Origin of the sequence: Pseudoalteromonas sp. BZA4 (genome assembly GCF_040104395.1) — a bacterium.
Classification (GTDB): Bacteria; Pseudomonadota; Gammaproteobacteria; order Enterobacterales; family Alteromonadaceae; genus Pseudoalteromonas.
The window spans coordinates 12826-30250 of record NZ_JBECOT010000050.1 but is presented as its reverse complement, the minus strand read 5'-3'; the positions used below and the strand labels follow the sequence as shown (position 1 = coordinate 30250).

General features: G+C 40.8%; 15 protein-coding genes. 6 read left to right on the top strand and 9 right to left on the bottom strand.

Annotated features, from left to right (window positions below; all coding sequences use genetic code 11):
* Positions 1–172 precede the first annotated feature (172 nt).
* The gene (locus ABMY41_RS16885; RefSeq protein WP_349275542.1) at positions 173–3043 is read left to right on the top strand and encodes a TonB-dependent receptor; all 2871 of its coding nucleotides are present in this window, start codon (positions 173–175) and stop codon (positions 3041–3043) included.
* 404 nt (positions 3044–3447) lie between these two features.
* On the opposite strand, the gene mrcB is transcribed toward ABMY41_RS16885, so the two are convergent.
* The 5 genes from mrcB to ABMY41_RS16860 form a co-directional block, all read right to left on the bottom strand.
* A complete protein-coding gene (mrcB, locus tag ABMY41_RS16880; protein ID WP_349275540.1) occupies positions 3448–5772 on the bottom strand; it encodes a penicillin-binding protein 1B in 2325 nt (774 codons plus the stop codon).
* 91 nt (positions 5773–5863) lie between these two features.
* Positions 5864–6025 carry a YqaE/Pmp3 family membrane protein gene (locus tag ABMY41_RS16875; protein WP_082401591.1) on the bottom strand — a complete coding sequence of 54 codons (162 nt, stop codon included), beginning with the start codon at positions 6023–6025 and terminating at the stop codon, positions 5864–5866.
* Between the two features lie 161 nt (positions 6026–6186).
* Complete coding sequence (locus ABMY41_RS16870) at positions 6187–7416, bottom strand: ammonium transporter (protein WP_054562321.1); 1230 nt, start codon at positions 7414–7416, stop codon at positions 6187–6189.
* Between the two features lie 9 nt (positions 7417–7425).
* On the bottom strand, positions 7426–7764 hold the full coding sequence (locus ABMY41_RS16865; RefSeq protein ID WP_054554260.1) for a P-II family nitrogen regulator: 339 nt from the start codon (positions 7762–7764) through the stop codon (positions 7426–7428).
* 181 nt (positions 7765–7945) lie between these two features.
* Entirely contained in the window at positions 7946–9175 is a 1230-nt protein-coding gene (locus ABMY41_RS16860) for a diguanylate cyclase (RefSeq protein WP_062566702.1), read from the bottom strand.
* A gap of 244 nt (positions 9176–9419) precedes the next feature.
* Here ABMY41_RS16860 and ABMY41_RS16855 point away from each other — a divergent pair, with 244 nt between their 5' ends.
* The 5 genes from ABMY41_RS16855 to serA all read left to right on the top strand — a co-directional run bounded on the left by ABMY41_RS16855 (position 9420) and on the right by serA (position 14184).
* Entirely contained in the window at positions 9420–10937 is a 1518-nt protein-coding gene (locus tag ABMY41_RS16855) for a carboxypeptidase (protein ID WP_175080480.1), read from the top strand.
* Positions 10938–11055: 118 nt separating this feature from the next.
* Positions 11056–11622 carry a hypothetical protein gene (locus tag ABMY41_RS16850; protein ID WP_349275537.1) on the top strand — a complete coding sequence of 189 codons (567 nt, stop codon included), beginning with the start codon at positions 11056–11058 and terminating at the stop codon, positions 11620–11622.
* A 13-nt stretch (positions 11623–11635) separates the two neighbouring features.
* Positions 11636–12232 carry a 5-formyltetrahydrofolate cyclo-ligase gene (locus ABMY41_RS16845; RefSeq protein WP_054562325.1) on the top strand — a complete coding sequence of 199 codons (597 nt, stop codon included), beginning with the start codon at positions 11636–11638 and terminating at the stop codon, positions 12230–12232.
* A gap of 54 nt (positions 12233–12286) precedes the next feature.
* Positions 12287–12940: a ribose-5-phosphate isomerase RpiA gene (rpiA, locus tag ABMY41_RS16840; RefSeq protein ID WP_349275535.1), complete on the top strand. Its 654-nt coding sequence runs from the start codon at positions 12287–12289 to the stop codon at positions 12938–12940.
* A 14-nt stretch (positions 12941–12954) separates the two neighbouring features.
* The gene (serA, locus tag ABMY41_RS16835) at positions 12955–14184 is read left to right on the top strand and encodes a phosphoglycerate dehydrogenase (protein ID WP_167659130.1); all 1230 of its coding nucleotides are present in this window, start codon (positions 12955–12957) and stop codon (positions 14182–14184) included.
* A gap of 267 nt (positions 14185–14451) precedes the next feature.
* On the opposite strand, the gene ABMY41_RS16830 is transcribed toward serA, so the two are convergent.
* The 4 genes from ABMY41_RS16830 to yaaA form a co-directional block, all read right to left on the bottom strand.
* Complete coding sequence (locus ABMY41_RS16830) at positions 14452–14745, bottom strand: HigA family addiction module antitoxin (RefSeq protein WP_054554253.1); 294 nt, start codon at positions 14743–14745, stop codon at positions 14452–14454.
* Positions 14745–15023 carry a type II toxin-antitoxin system RelE/ParE family toxin gene (locus ABMY41_RS16825; RefSeq protein ID WP_349275533.1) on the bottom strand — a complete coding sequence of 93 codons (279 nt, stop codon included), beginning with the start codon at positions 15021–15023 and terminating at the stop codon, positions 14745–14747. Before ABMY41_RS16825 ends, ABMY41_RS16830 begins: the two co-directional genes overlap by 1 nt.
* Before the next feature lie 370 nt (positions 15024–15393).
* A complete protein-coding gene (locus ABMY41_RS16820) occupies positions 15394–16329 on the bottom strand; it encodes a mechanosensitive ion channel family protein (RefSeq protein ID WP_251599924.1) in 936 nt (311 codons plus the stop codon).
* Between the two features lie 117 nt (positions 16330–16446).
* Positions 16447–17226 carry a peroxide stress protein YaaA gene (yaaA, locus tag ABMY41_RS16815; protein WP_251599921.1) on the bottom strand — a complete coding sequence of 260 codons (780 nt, stop codon included), beginning with the start codon at positions 17224–17226 and terminating at the stop codon, positions 16447–16449.
* Positions 17227–17425 lie beyond the last annotated feature (199 nt).

The following is a 17425-nucleotide window of genomic DNA, read 5'->3' as shown; positions in this document are numbered from 1 at the left end:
ACAATCGCCAACTGGTTGAAGCGATGATCAAAGTGAAGGCGCTAAATAAGATCAACACCCTTGGTCTGCCTAAATATCAGTAAGTTAAGTGAATTTGTTAGAGAGCTGCATTTGATCAACAAGGCCCTTTTCAAAAACATTTAAGCGTTCGTTTACAGCTGCAGCTGTTGCTATGACCTTAAGTGCAGCTATGCCAGCCATGGCTGACAATGTTAATGGGGCAATCAAAGGTAACCTCATTACTCAGTCTGGCGTTTCTTTAGCTGGCGCAACAATCACTATTACTGATAAAACAAAAGGTTATGAAAAAACTCTCATTGCAGATGCAAATGGTCAGTTTAATCTTAATCAAGTGCCTGTTGGTAAATATGACATAACCGTTTCACAAGCCGGTTTTGAAAAAGCACAGATCAACGATGTAATTATCGGTGTCGGTAAAACTGCACTTCTCGAAATTCCACTAGTTGAAGGTAATATTGAACGAATTGCAGTTGTTGGTGGCGCAATTCGTGCTGTTGACGTATCAGTTACTGAATCATCTTTAAACATTAGTTCAGAAGAGCTAGAATTATTACCAGTTGCTCGCTCATTAACATCGGTTGCTTTACTAGCGCCTGGCGCAACTGAAGGTGATAGTCGATTTGGTGATCAAGCATCTTTTGGTGGCTCATCTGTTGCTGAAAATGCTTATTACGTAAATGGTCTGAATATGACTAACTTCCGTAATGGCCTGGGTGGTGCGACCATTCCATTCTCTGCATATGATAGTTTTCAAGTAAAAACAGGCGGCTACTCATCTGAGTTTGGTCGAACGACTGGTGGCCTTATTTCTGCAGTTACAAAGTCAGGTACTAATGACTTTCACTTTGGTGTTGAATCTATTTACTCGCCTGACTCATTGAGAGAACAGTCTCCAAACTCAGTTTACTTACAAAATGATCGTTGTGAGGCTGAAGATGGTCACTGTATTGGAGATTTATATGTCAATAACCAAGATGACTATGTAAACTCATTTGAGACAAATATTTATGCCTCTGGTGCGTTAATTGAAGATACGCTTTTCTTCTACGGGATTTATACTTTCCGAGATAATGAAGAAGAATACGGTAACGCTTCTCAAACCTCTCTAACAAAAGAAAAAGATGACGACCCTTATTATCTAGCGCGTATTGACTGGAACATTAATGAGGATCATCAATTAATGCTTTGGGGTTTTAGTGATGAACGCACATATTCTGAAAGCACAATCGAAGATGCAAATGGTACAGGTAACTATACATTAGATGGCGGTACAGCTTATCACAAGCGCGGTGGTGAAAGTTTTGCGGTACGTTATACAGGTAACCTGACTGATGACTTAAGCGTATCTGCTATGTATGGTGAAGTTAAATTCTCAGAAACTGATTATTCAGACTTTGATGACTGTCCTACCGGCTATGACGCAGATTTAGGTGTTGATACTACTTGTTATGTAAACTTCACTGTAGGCGCTAATGAAGATAAGCGCGAGCAATTGCGCGTTGACTTTGATTGGTACTTAAATGATGAGCATACACTAAGATTTGGTTATGACTCAGAAACCAATACATCAGATGCAACTACAATAAACTCGGGTGGTATTTACTACTACTATAGAACATACGAAGAAGGCGCTCGCCTTCCAAACGGTTATGTTCTTCCTGAAGAAATGAAAACAACTCGTGTTCGTGACTATAAGAATGGTGGTGCATTTGAAGTTGAAAACTGGGCGATTTATATCGAGGATCAGTGGGCTGTTACCGATAACTTAACACTAACTTTAGGTCTACGTAATGACAGCTTCACAAACTACAACGCGGATGGCGATGAATTTGTATCTATTGATAATCAAATTGCGCCAAGATTAGGTGCCTCTTGGGATATAAATGGTGACGGTGACAGTAAATTATTCGTTACTGCAGGTCGCTATTACTTACCTGTTGCTGCAAATACGAATATTCGTCTTGCAGGTGCCGAAACTTATATCCACACTTGGTATGAATATGAAGGCCTTAATGCTGATGGTACTCCTGTTGGTTTAAGCAACCAATTAGGTGATATCGCTATTTCAAATGGTGGTGACGGAACAGCAAAACCTTCAAACACTCTTGCAGATAAAGATCTTGAGCCTATGTACAATGATGAAATTATTGTTGGTTATCAAGCAGCGATTAATGATGACTGGTCTTGGAGCATCAAAGGTACATATCGCACACTAGGCAATCAAATTGATGATGGCTCATATATCTTTACTGATGAAGATGGAGAGTATCTTGGTGAAAACTGGTTCTTATTTAACCCAGGTAATGGCGCAACATTTAACTTCGACCTAGATGGTGACGGTGTAACTGAAGAGTATAGCTTCACAGCTGAAGAGCTAGGTTATCCTGAAGCTAAACGTCGTTACGCTGCCGTTGACCTTTCAATTGAGAAGAGCTGGGATAAAGTTTGGTCATTAAAAGCCCTATATACTTGGTCTCATAACTACGGTAACACTGAAGGATTTGTTAAATCTGATAATGGCCAAGATGATGCAGGTTTAACACAAGACTGGGATTACCCTTATCTTATGGATGGTGCTAACGGTAACTTACCAGCGGACCGTCGCCACAATATTAAAGTTTACGGTGCATATGCAGTTACTGAAGACTTCTTAATAGGTGCAAACTTAAATGTTGCTTCAGGTCGTCCTTGGACAGCCTTAGGTGCAGGGTATACACCAGACCCAGACAAATATTCTTATGGCGACACCTATTATGTAGGTGATCAACGCTACCCTCGCGGCAGCATGGGAACAACTCCCTGGACAGCACGATTAGATCTTAACTTTACGTACAACTTGCATTTCAATGATCAAAAAGTACGCTTCGCATTAGATATTTTCAATGTATTTGATGCATCTACAGCAACTCGTTATGACGAAGTTGCTGAAGTGGCGGCTGGTGATGATAGTGCAACATTTGGCTTAGCGCAAAGTTATCAATCTCCTCGTCGAGTCCAACTATCTGCTTCTTACGACTTTTAATTTCGAATAAATTAGTAAGAAAAGCAATAACTCTAAAAGCCTCTTTATGAGGCTTTTATTTTTTATATTTAAACCTAATTAGTACTTCAATAGTTCGTCAATTTTTATCGTCAATTAATCAAGTTACAACTCAGTTAAGCTAAGAAAATGCAAGTGAAAGCACTACTTTGAGATAAAGATCTCAAAGTAAAATCATATAAGTAGCAGTTAAAAAACGATGTCAGCATTAGCGCTTAATTCAGGAATATCAGGGAAATAAAGTACGGTACAAGCAGCCACAAAGCACTGCAATTCATAGCACACTGAAGATGTCAGAGTCACTGAGAAAAGTGCAATTATGGTAATGAATAGCGTACAAAATTTAGCTCAACTCTGTGTTGAGCTAAATGATTCAATGGCCAAGTTTAGCGCTGACAATTAGGTCTAGGCTCAAAATCACTAGCTCGTATAGGTAGCTGCACTACTTTTCCGCAACCCGGAGGCGCTTGCAGACCAGTCTCTTCGTTAATAAAGGCCCAACGAATAGAAGCAGGGCGAGTATCCGCTATGGCTTCAGGGTTGAGTGGCTTAAGGTAACGAATGTAAGCTTCTAGTGCGCCAACACTGCCTGTTAAACCTGTGCTCTTGTTATCGTCGCGACCAATCCATGCAACAGTCACCGTGTTTTGGTCAAAACCTGCAAACCAACTATCGCGTAAGTCATTACTGGTGCCTGTTTTACCAGCAAGCTGAATTGATGGGAAATGAGCATTTAGGCGTTTAGCCGTCCCATCTTTAGTCACTCGCTTCATTGCGTATTTGGTCATGTAAATTGATGCATCATCAAAACGCTTTTGTGAGGTGACATCATGTTTATAAAGCACTTTACCTACTGAGTCTGTCAGTGCCGAAATAGACGTTAGCTCGCGGTACTGACCATCAGCAGCAAGGGTTGTATAAAGCTGCGCTACTTCAAAGCTAGATAGCTCAAGTGCACCTAAAAGTAACGACGGGTATTGATCAATACGCCCTTCTACACCTAAACGCTTCAAGGTATCAGCGACTTTATCTACACCGACATCTAGGCCCGTGTTAACGGCTGGAATATTAATACTGTTACTAAATGCTTTATAGAGTGGCATAGGGCCACGGAACTGCTTGTCGAAGTTCTCAGGTTGCCACACTTTCCCCTGCTCATTAGTCACTTGTAGCGGTGAGTCATCCACCAAGGTGGCAACATTAAACTGATCACTTTCAAATGCCGTTAAATAAACGGCAGGCTTAACGAGTGAACCAATATTACGTTTGGTATCAAGTACACGGTTAAAACCAAAATAACGTACGTCACGGCCCGCAACCAACGCCGACACCCCACCCTTTTCAACGTTGACAGAGATCATCGCCGCTTCAAGCTCTTCTGTTTTAGGGCGTCTTTCTAGATAAGGTAAACTTGCCTCAACCGACTCTTCCATGGCCGTTTGCTTTTGTAAGTCAAAATAGGTGAATACACGCACCCCGGCATCTAACACTTGCTGATCAGGTAGTAGACGCTTTAATTCTCGGTTAACTAATTCTAAGTAACCCGGATACGACTTTTGCAGACTGTCTTTCATTGGTGCAATATCGATTGGACGCTTTAATGCCGCACGATATTCACGGGTATCAATCAATTTATTTTCAACCATTAAGCGCAGCACTAAATCACGGCGCTCCATTGCGCGCTCACTATAACGACGTGGGTTGTAATATGAAGGACCTTTCACCATAGCCACTAATAGCGCAATTTGGTCGTATTCAAGCTCATCCACAGGCTTTGAAAAATAAAACTCAGCGGCTAGACCCATACCGTGAACGCCTTGATTGTATGACTGACCTAAATACACTTCATTGAGGTAAGCTTCTAAAATGTCATCTTTGCTGTAGCGGTAATCTAATATCAGAGCGATAAGCGCTTCATTGAACTTACGCACCAGTGAACGCTCACGGGTAAGGTATATATTCTTTGCTAATTGCTGGGTTAAGGTACTGCCCCCTTGCACTGTACGTCCGGCTTTAATATTACTGTATAAAGCACGCATGATTGACCACACAGATACGCCATGGTGTTGATAGAAATTACGATCTTCAACCACCAGTAAAGTGTCTTTTAGCATCGGCGGAAATTTATCTAGCGGCACAAACTCGCGGTCTTGTTTTGAATCATTACCAATGCGAGCTATTTGAACTGGCTCTAATCGGGCGCTATTTAAACGACGGCCAAATTTATCTTTGATAGTTGCTAATTTCTGCCCCGAAAAACGCAGCTCAATCACTTGTGAATCTTCAAGGCCATCATAAAATTCAAATTCACGGCGGTACACTTTAATACTGTTAGCTGATTTAACATACTGGCCTGTACGGCTTAGCTTATTTACAGATGAATAATTTAAACGGTTTAACTCCCAAATAACCTCTTGCTGAGACAAATACTGCCCAGGATAAAAGCTCATTGCACGAGCATATACTTGTGCAGGTAACTGCCATTTATTGCCTTCAAATTGGCGAGTAATTTTTGCATCTAAATAAATTAGATACAGCACCATGGCAACAATCACAGCAAGTGAAAGCTTCCAAAAAATTGACCAAAGTTTTCTTAATACACTAGCTTTAGCTGGCCCTTGAGGTGCGCGTGAGCGCTTAGCGGTAGTTTTTTTTGATGTCGCCTTCGGTTTACTAGACGATTTTTTTGCAGGAGTTTTTTTATCAGCCATTGAGTTCGCTATTGGTCAGTTAATTTTACAGGATTACGCCTTGAACAGCGCAATATTAACACCTGTAAAATTAACAGTCACTTAAACTCGTTTAGCGTGTACACAACCAGAGTGAGTGGATCACAGCAGGTATAAAGAAGATAAAGCATAGAATAATGTTAATCACTAAGTCTTTACCTGCGCCCGCTTTTAAAAATACCGCAACAGGCGGTAAAAACAGCGAAATAATTATAAGCAAGAGTTTGTTATCCATCGTTTTTCCTTGTTAGAAATGAACATTAAGCATAGTCAAAAAATAGCGATTTCGCCTATCAGAAAAGACTTATTTAAACGCAAAAAAGCCCTACCTAAGTAGAGCTTTGATTTGAACACACAATGATATTGTTATGGGCGTGCTATTTGCATGCACCAAGATTAGTTACTGCGAACTGATACAAACTCAGGGTAAGCATCAATACCACAGTCATGTTGATCCATACCGTTTAGTTCTTCTTCTTCGGTAACACGGATACCCATGGTATTTTTCAGGATTGCCCATACAATTGATGACGCGATGAACACAAATCCTAAGATACATACTAAGCCAATTAATTGATTAACAAAGGTTGCATCAGAGTTTGAAAGTGGTACTAACATGATACCTAATGCACCACATACACCGTGTACAGAGATAGCACCTACAGGGTCATCGATTTTCGCTTTATCAAGAGCAACGATGCTAAATACAACCAGTGAACCACCTAACAGACCAAGTAAACAAGCAAGTAATGGCGTTGGAGATGCAGGCTCTGCAGTGATAGTTACTAGACCTGCTAGTGCACCATTAAGAACCATAGTTAAATCAGCTTTACCCCATAACACTTTACATACGAATAGTGCTGCAATTGCGCCACACGCTGCTGCTGCGTTAGTGTTTAAGAAGATTTTACCAACCGCTGTTGCGTTTTCAGCGTCAGAAACAAGTAGCTGTGAACCACCGTTAAAGCCGAACCAACCCATCCACAGGATTAATGTACCTAGAGTTGCTAACGGTAAGTTAGAACCAGGAATTGGGTAGATTTCACCGTTTTTACCGTATTTCCCCTTACGAGCACCTAGGAAAAGCACACCAGCTAGCGCTGCCGCAGCACCTGCACCGTGAACGATTGCAGAACCAGCGAAGTCAACAAAGCCCATTTCAGATAAGAAACCTGCGCCCCAAGTCCAGTAACCTTCGATTGGGTAGATGAAACCAGTTAAAACAACAGTGAAAATTAAGAATGCCCATAACTTCATACGCTCAGCAACCGCACCAGATACGATTGACATAGCTGTTGCTACGAACACAACTTGGAAGAAGAAATCAGACTCTAAAGAGTGATCCGCATCAGCAGCTTGAGTGCCGATTAATGCGCCAAATGAAGGGATGAAACCACCTTCTGCGTTATCAACATACATGATGTTGTAACCCACTAATAAGAACATAGTGCAGGCAATAGAAAATAGTGCAACGTTTTTAGTTAGGATTTCTGTTGTATTTTTTGCACGAACTAAACCTGCTTCAAGCATAGCGAAACCAGCCGCCATCCACATTACTAAAACACCCGACATTAAAAAGTAAAAAGTGTCGAGTGAGAACTTCAACTCTACGATAGTGTTTTCCATAATTCCCCCTTAAATTGCTTCTTCATCAAGTTCGCCCGTACGGATACGAACGATTTGGTCTAAGTCGTAAACAAAAATTTTGCCGTCACCAATTTTGCCTGTTGAAGCAATTTTTGTGATGGTTTCAACAACGCGTTGACAATTTTCGCTACGAGTTGCAATTTCAAGTTTGATTTTTGGAATAAAATCGACTTGGTATTCAGCTCCACGATATAGCTCAGTATGACCACGTTGACGGCCAAAGCCTTTAACGTCGACAACTGTCATCCCCTCAATGCCTAAATCAGCCAATGCTTCACGTACATCATCAAGTTTGAATGGCTTTATTATTGCACTAATCATTTTCATAGTGGCCCCCTTCGGACGCTTATTGTTATCCTGTTGGCTTATACAATCCAACCTTTGTGCCACTATTTTTTATTACTTATTTTCAATAACTTAAAAATAAAAATTGGTTTTTGCACAAAAAAAATGCACCCTATTGGTGCATTTTTTTAACAATTAACCAGCGCTGGTGCAATTAGCACAACTATAGTTTAACTAAGCAGTTCCGATCTTGCTGTTTGGCTTGATATAAGGCTTTGTCAGCAATGCGCATCGCAGCTGTAAGCGATACTTTTTGGAATTGGGTCATACCAATACTCATGGTTAATGAGTAAGGCTCACCGTTAATTGAAAAGGCATGGCTTGCTAACTGCTCTCTGAAGGTATTGAGCCTTGATTCGGCCTTAGCTAAGTCCATATTATGCAGTACCACGGCAAATTCTTCGCCGCCGATTCTCGCGATAGTGAAGTCATCAAACTTAGTCTTTAAAAATGAAGACACTTGTTTTAGCGCCTGATCACCAGCTTCGTGACCAAACTGGTCGTTCACATTTTTAAAGAAGTCGATATCAAGCAAAGCTAATACGTTTTCTTGCTCAACATTTTTAAGCAGTTTTTCTGCGTATTGATAAAAATAACGACGATTATGCAAGCCAGTTAAATGGTCGCGGTATGCGCTTTCTTTTATATCGGCTATTAAAGCAAGCTGTTCCATGGTTTGCATAACACGGCAATGAAACTCTTCATTCATAAACGGCTTAGTTAAAAAGTCGTTAGCGCCGTATTTAATAAAACGCGCCGATAAACCATGCTTACCGGCACCTGATAAACCGATAATAGCTAAGTCATCTCGGCCGCGGAAATTACGCACCGCTTTAACGAGCTCAAAACCATCCATTGTTGGCATTGCATAGTCCGTAAGTAGCAGCTTGATTTCAGGATCGTCTTTAAGCATTTGTAGTGCTTGTTCACCATCTTGAGCATCACGTACATCAAACAACTGCTTTTCGAGCATTTGCTTCATTAAAGTGCGACTTAGTACTGAGTCATCAGCCACCAGCGCTTTGCTACCATCGTTTCTAAGTAATTGTGCAACAAGTTTGATCGCATAATGGTATGAGTCGCGGTTATCTTTAACCACATAATCAACCACACCAAGCTCTAACATTTGCTGGCGAATGTATTCATCGATTTTTGAGGTTAGGACAACGGTCGGAATGTTTTTTGATAAGGTGTATTTAGCTACTTCGCCATTCATCGCATCAGGTAGCGTTAAATCGACTAAAGCTAAAGTGTAATCGTGCTCAGATATTAAAGAGACGCCCTCTTTTAAAGACCACGCAAAGTCGACAGCCACATCTAAATAGTGAGCAGCGAGGTGACGTAACACTTGCTGTACTACTTTACTGTCTTCAACTACTAATACTCTTTGCATTGCAACTTCTCTTTCTTAAGCACGTGTACACAGATTATAAACACGCTAAATATACGCCATTTTTTAATCTAGCTAAATAATTAAGCAAAATATCTTTGCTAAAAAAATGCACTTTTTTGTAACCAGCTCAGCATTTTCGGTTATTTTTCTGTTTAACAGCTAATATTGGTCACTAGTCTCATTAGTTTGTCATCGAGTTAGCTTTACTTTTTAATAGCTGCAATTCGAATAATAAGGAATCAACATGAAACTAGTTAGTTTTATTGGCTTGTCAGTGACAGCACTAACACTGACCTTCAGTACTCCAAGCTTTGCTGATAACGGACGTCGTATTGACGTTGACAGCAAAGTGGTAACAGAGCACAAAGCCCGCATTAATGGTGAGCGCTTTTCATATACCGCAACCACAGGCACACAACCGGTTTGGAATGAGCAAGGCGATGCCATTGCAACGCTGCAATATACTTATTATACCCGCGATAAAGTAGACGATAGAACAAAACGTCCTTTAGTCTTTTCGTTTAATGGTGGCCCAGGTTCTGCGTCAGTATGGATGCACCTTGCCTATACTGGACCACGTGTATTAAAAATTGATGACGAAGGTTACCCAGTCCAACCTTATGGCGTAAAAGATAACCCTTACTCAATTTTAGACGTGGCTGATATTGTTTATATCAACCCAGTTAACACCGGTTACTCGCGCGTTCTTGAAAACGAAAAAGGTGAGTTGCCAAGTAAGTCAGACCAACAAAAAATGTTCTTTGGTGTTAACGCTGACATCAAATACTTAGCAGAATGGTTAAACACCTTTGTTTCTCGCAACGAGCGTTGGCGTTCACCTAAGTTCTTAATTGGTGAGAGCTATGGTACGACTCGTGTTTCTGGTCTTGCTCATGAATTACAAAATCGCCAATGGATGTATATCAACGGCGTTATCTTAGTATCACCAACTGAAATTGGTATTAAACGTGAAGGCCCGGTAGAAGCTGCTAATCGCCTACCTTACTTTGCAGCAACCGCTTGGTACCACAAAGCCCTTAGCGCAGACTTACAGGCAAAAGACTTAGACGAATTATTACCTGAAGTTGAACAGTTCACCGTTAATAAGTTCTTACCTGCAATTGCTAAAGGTGGTTTTTTACCTGCTGATGAAAAACGTGCCATCATCAAGCAAGCAGCAAAATACGCAGGTTTATCTGAAAAGTTTGTTGAGCAAAATAATCTTGATATTCCAAATAACTTCTTCTGGAAAGAGCTATTACGCGAGCGCGGCCAAACTGTGGGCCGTTTAGATTCTCGTTACCTAGGAATCGACAAGCGTGATGCAGGTGAGTCACCTGATTACTGGGCTGAGCTTACTTCATGGTTACACTCATTCACGCCAGCGATTAACTATTACCTACGTGAAGAGCTTAATTACAAAACCGATATCAAATATAACCTATTTGGTAATGTTCACCCTTGGGACCGCTCAGGCAATAACACAGGTGAAAACTTACGTTTAGCAATGGCACAAAACCCATACTTAAACGTGATGATTCAATCTGGCTACTACGATGGTGCAACAAACTACTTTGATGCTAAATACACAATGTGGCAGTTAGATCCAAGTGGCAAAATGAAAGATCGCTTAAGCTTTAAAGGCTATCGCAGTGGTCACATGATGTATTTACGTCATGCTGATCTTGAGTCATCAAATAATGACTTACGTGATTTTATTCTTAAATCACTGCCTGCCGAAGGTAAAGCTGCAAAATACTAAACAGCGTATTTGCAAAACCATAACAGAAAAAGCCCGTTTTATACGGGCTTTTGTTTTTACGCTAATCTTTTTGGGTATATACTCAAGTCATTGATTTAAGGATTTGGATAATCAGCAAATGGCAGAAAAATTTCGCGTTATGTTTGCAGGGCTTGAAGCCGGTGTAGATCAAGCACAAGCAACAGAGCAACTCGCTGCAAAACTAAAAACAACAACAGATAAAATTGCGACCCTGTTTGAGCATAAGCCATTATTTGCACCAAGCGAGCAAGATAAAGCACTAAAACAAGCAAAGTTACTCGCCAGTGTTGGCATTAAAGCCAAGCTCCAACCGATTACCAAAGCAGCCACCAGCAGCCAATCAGACAATACAGCCGCACAGGCCAAAGAGCGTGAAGAACGTATTTTTGATGCCCTCGATTACATCACTAGTAGTCTTATTCGTCTGGAAGAAAAACTTGATGACTTAGAGCAACGTTTACCTGAGCTTGAAAATAATAGCGTTGCTGATAGCGACGATAGCTGGCAAGAAGATGACTTGCTACTTGAAGACGAATTAACAGAGCCTGTTAAAAAACGCTCAAACACCCTACTCTATTCGCTTATTGCAATGGTCATTGTGTTATTGATCATTTTGGGTGTAGTGGAGCTTTTTCCTGAACTTTTCTCCTTTTTAGAAAGTTAACACTAATATTGACATGAGCAACACACGAGCAGAAATCAGACAATCTATTCGAAAAAAGCGCAATTCACTGACTGTTGAACAACAAAAAAATGCAGCAATTGCGCTAAAAGTGAATTTTACTCAACACTTAAAATCGCTAAAAACACCTAAAAATGCCCATATTGGCATTTATTTCAGCAATGATGGCGAATTAGACACTTCATTGTTAATTAAAGAATTATGGATGCAAGAGCAGCATTTATATCTGCCTATCATCCACCCCTTCAATGGCACAACTTTATACTTTCAGAGATATGAAGAAAATTCACCCATGACTGCAAACCGCTATGGTATCTTGGAGCCCAAGTTGAATTGCAGTCAAATATGTCCTTTAGACAAGCTTGATATTTTACTTATGCCATTAGTGGCATTTGATGATCAAGGTAACCGTTTAGGAATGGGCGGTGGGTTTTATGACAAAACGTTGGCTCGGTATTACCAAGAAAACTGGCAAAAACCGATTTTGATAGGCCTTGCCCATCAATGTCAGCATGTTTCAGCATTGCCAATTGAATCGTGGGATGTACCGCTAAAACACATTATAACCCCAGAGAAAATCTACCAATGGTAAGCAAACTGTTTGTATACTATAGGCCCTCTCTGACAGCTAACTGAGCACATAATTATGACGCAAGATGAATTAAAAAAAGCCGCTGCCTGGGCAGCCCTAGAGTTTGTAAATGAAAATACCATTGTTGGTGTAGGTACAGGCTCTACAGTGAATCACTTTATTGATGCACTTGATACAGTAAAAGACACCATTACTGGTGCGGTTTCAAGCTCAGAGGCTTCAACTGAAAAGTTAAAAGCACGGGGTATTGAAGTATTCGAACTAAACGATGTATCAAGCCTTGATGTGTATGTTGATGGCGCAGACGAAATCAACCCACACAATGAGATGATCAAAGGCGGTGGTGCAGCGCTGACACGCGAGAAAATCGTTTCAGCGGTAGCAAAACAATTTGTTTGTATTGTTGATGAATCTAAAGAAGTTACAACATTAGGCGCATTTCCACTTCCGGTTGAAGTGATCCCAATGGCACGCAGCTATGTAGCGCGTGAACTAGTAAAACTAGGCGGTGACCCTGTTTACCGTGAGGGTGTTGTAACAGATAACGGTAACGTCATTTTAGACGTGCACAATTTAGATATCAGCAACGCCAAAGAATTAGAACTAACAATCAACCAGATTGTTGGTGTAGTAACAAACGGCTTATTTGCCCATCGCGGCGCAGATAAAGTCATTATCGGCACCAAAAACGGGCCGCAAATAAAGTAAATAGGAATGAGGATATGAGTAAGGTATCGTTAGCAAAAGACAAAATTAAAATTCTCTTGCTGGAAGGCGTGCACCAAAGTGCTGTAGAAACGCTTAAGCGTAATGGCTACAGTAATATTGATTACGTAAAAACATCCTTACCTGAAGACGAGCTCATTGAGCGCATTAAAGATGTGCACTTTGTAGGCCTTCGTTCTCGCACTCATATTAATGAAGCGGTATTAGAAGCAGCTGAAAAGCTAGTCGCAATCGGCTGCTTCTGTATCGGTACTAACCAAGTCGACCTACAAGGTGCTCGTGAGCGTGGTATTGCGGTATTTAACGCACCATTCTCAAACACCCGCTCTGTAGCAGAATTAGTACTTGGTGAAATCTTATTATTACTTCGTGGTATTCCGGAGCGTAATGCCCTAGCACATCGTGGTGGTTGGTTAAAATCAGCCAACGGTTCATTTGAAGCACGTGGTAAAACGTTAGGTATTATTGGTTACGGCCACATTGGTACACAGCTAGGTATCATGGCTGAAAATATCGGTATGAACGTTGAGTTTTACGATATCGAAGACAAGCTAACGCTGGGTAATGCAACACAAGTTCATAACCTAACTCAGTTACTACAACGTGCTGACGTTATTAGCTTACACGTACCAGAAACACCGCAAACGAAAAACCTAATAGGTATGGCTGAGCTTGAAGTAATGAAGCAAGGCGCGATCTTGATCAATGCTTCTCGCGGCACTGTTGTTGATATCGATGCATTAGCAGAATCACTGCGTGATAAAAAGCTGAGCGGCGCTGCAATCGACGTGTTCCCTGTAGAACCAAAATCAAATGATGAAGAGTTCGTATCACCGCTGCGCGAGTTCGATAACGTGATTCTGACTCCGCATATTGGTGGTTCAACTCAAGAAGCACAAGAAAATATCGGTATTGAAGTAGCAGGCAAACTTGCTAAGTACTCAGATAATGGCTCAACCATTACGGCGGTTAACTTCCCTGAAGTATCACTGCCTGAGCTTGCAAACCGCAGCCGTTTATTACACGTGCACCACAACCGCCCAGGTGTTCTAACGCAAATTAACCAAGCGTTTGCACAGCACGGCATTAATATCGCAGCCCAGTACTTACAAACTGACGAAGCGATTGGTTACGTAGTAATTGATGTAGATACAGACCAATCAGAAGTAGCTCTTAAAGAGCTAAGTGCTGTTGAAGGGACTATCAGAGCACGTATCCTTCACTAATCGTTGGCATATCGAATAGATAAAAAGCGCAACCAGTTAAACTGCTTGCGCTTTTTTTGTAGGACAAAACTTTAAGGTAGGTTGGTTTGAGCGCAGCGAAACCCAACACGGGAACCCAGCTTTAAACCGTAAATTTCAAGCTCTAAGCCATAAATAGCTTACCGTAGTCATGAAATTTATTTCGCTCGATGGCTTATTTCTTATAAATAACACACAAGAAATTTCAGGTGAACAGCCAAAGTAGCAACAAGCTTGTGATTATTCTCATTACGCTACTGCAAAACTAATAGGGTGTACCTTGGTTAGGTTAACATTTTGTTTAGCTTGCCAAAGATTGTAATTATCTTGCATCGATAGCCAACTTTCAGGGCTTCTACCCAAAGCCTTAGATAATCTTAATGCCATTTCAGGAGTAATAGAGCTCTGCCCCTTAAGGACTCTGTTAAGAGTTGAAGGTGAGACATCCAATTGTTTCGCGACAAATCTACAGCTGTAACCGAACGGCTCCATATATACATCGGAAATAAATTCACCCGGATGCGGTGGATTATGCATAGTCATTAGTGATAATCCTCGTAGTTTAATATGTAGGCGTTACCATCTTTGAATTCGAATGTTACTCGCCAATTACCATTTACAGTTATTGACCAAACACCATCACGATTGCCTTTTAATGGATGCAACTTAAACCCAGGTAAGTCGATATCTTCAATAATCGAAGCGGTATCTATAGCGGCTAGTTGCATTCTCAAACGGCACTCGTGTTTGGCTTGAATCCCTGCTTTGCTTCCAGTCTCGAAGAATTTTTTCAAGCCTTTATGTTTGAATGTCTTGATCATTGCCAAAGTGTAGCGTGCTGCGCAACAGGTGTCTACTTTAATTATAATCCCCACACTTAGGGGGAATAACCGTAGACTAAAATTTGAAGCGGAGCAAAAACCAACGCATTAATTAAAAGCTTTAAGCCGTAAGTTTTAAACTCTAAGTCAAAATAGCTCATCGTAGGCGTGAATTTATTTCGCGCGAGGGTTTATTTCTTACAAATAAAGCACCTATCATTTCTAATAAACAGTAAAAGTGAGAGCAAGCTTGTATTTGGACAAAAAGTTTTTAGAGTCAAAAACGATTCACTCTGTCTAGTCAAAAATAAACTCTCCCCCACCTCAAACACACTTCCTTGTGTAAATCACGCCGATGAGTCAGTAAATTTTACTCATCGGTTTGCGGTGCCTCAGCGCCTTTATCTTGCTGTTTTTCGCTTATCATGGCATTTAATTTCTCGCCGCCTTTGATGCCAAAATCTAACGTGCGGATTGGGAATGGGATGGTCATATCAGCTTCGCTTAGGGCGTTTCTAACTGCCACAACAGCCTTGTGACGAACGGTCATGAAATCCGCTTCGCCGGGGTATTTAATCCAAAACCAAACTAGTAAGTTAACGCTGCTATCACCAAAGCTTTCGGCGTAAACTGCGGTTTCTTCTTGTTTAATCACAAAATCAAACTCATTGATTTTTTTAACAATCACCTCAGCGGCTTGTTCTGGATCGTCAGCATACGAAATACCCACTGGCACTTCGATACGACGCACACCTAAGGTACTGTAGTTACTGAGTATATTTCTAAATAGAATCTTATTAGGCACTAAGATAAGTTGCCCATAAAAGTTCTCAATGAGGGTATTTCTAAGGTTAATCGCCCGTACAGTACCAAACACGCTTTCGGTGCGAATCACATCACCTGTTTTAAATGGTTTGCGAATACCCATAGCAATACCCGCTATAAGGTTCTCTGTCATGTCCTGAAAGGCAAAACCAATCGCAAGACCAACAATACCAGCACCAGCAAGTAATGAGGTGACAGTGCCTCTGAGCCCCAAGAAATCAAGGGCTACAAATAAGCCAACGCATAACACGATGACTTTTACTATCGATGACATTAAGTCTGCGATTTGCGAAGACTCTAACGAGCGGCGTAATAGCTTTCTAAGCATTGACCCAACGATACGCGCCAGCAATGAAAATACAATGGTGATGATCACTGCGACAATGAAGTTTGGAATATGGCTTATGATGATATCAACCCAGCCACCGAGCTTTTCTTCTATAAGTTTTTCGGCCTCACCGACGGTTGGTATTTTTAACATGCGACTACCTGATACATTAAGAAACATAACAGGTGTTTTGCAAAATAAGCGCCAATTTCATACAAGCACAAAAAAGCCGTGCTTCGCACGGCTGTTCTAAATCATTTTACTAAAAATTTAGTTCTGCTCTTCTCGTAAGAAAACAGGCTCTAATTCTTTTGCTGTTGCATCGCTACTAAAGTAATAACCTGCAACGGTGAAATCTTTTAATTCACTTAATTGAGTGATTTTATTTTCAATGATGTAACGTGCCATCATGCCGCGGGCTTTTTTCGCATAAAAGCTGATCACTTTATATTGGCCGTTTTTACAGTCTTTAAAATGTGGAGTGACGATTTGTGCATTTAATGCTTTTTTATCAACCGCTTTAAAATACTCATTCGAAGCAAGGTTTACCAAGTATTTGCTATCTTGCTCAGCAAGCACTGTATTAAGCTTTTCGGCGATAACACTGCCCCAAAACTCATATAAGTTTTTACCACGTGGGTTTTCTAACTTAGTGCCCATTTCAAGGCGGTAAGCTTGCATTAAGTCTAATGGTTTAAGCACACCATAAAGGCCAGACAAAATACGTAAGTGCGACTGTGCGTAATCAAGATCAGCATCGCTTAACGTTTGCGCATCTAAGCCACCGTATACATCACCATTAAAGGCTAGCACGGCTTGTTTTGCGTTGTCTTGGGTAAATGGCTGTGACCACTCGGCGAAGCGTGCCGCATTCAAACCAGCTAGTTTATCGCTGATTTTCATTAGGCTACCAATTTGCGCTGGTGTTAAATCACGGCAAACTGACATTAACTCTTCGCTGTGCTCGAGTAATTCAGGTTGAGTGAATTTATCGGTCGTGGCTGGTGTTTCGTAATCTAAATTTTTTGCAGGTGAAATAACAGTGATCATACTTAGCTATTGACTTGTAATTTATTTGATGTCAATTTCAACATTAATTGAATCAAAATGCACGTTTTGTTTCGTCCTGCCTTTATCCGATGTTCTTTTCATACATAATGTTCTAGTTTTCTGTATTAAGGACATTTGACCTATTAAACACTGTCATAGTGTTGCAGCATAAAGGCCGCTATAATGGATTTTCTTTTAA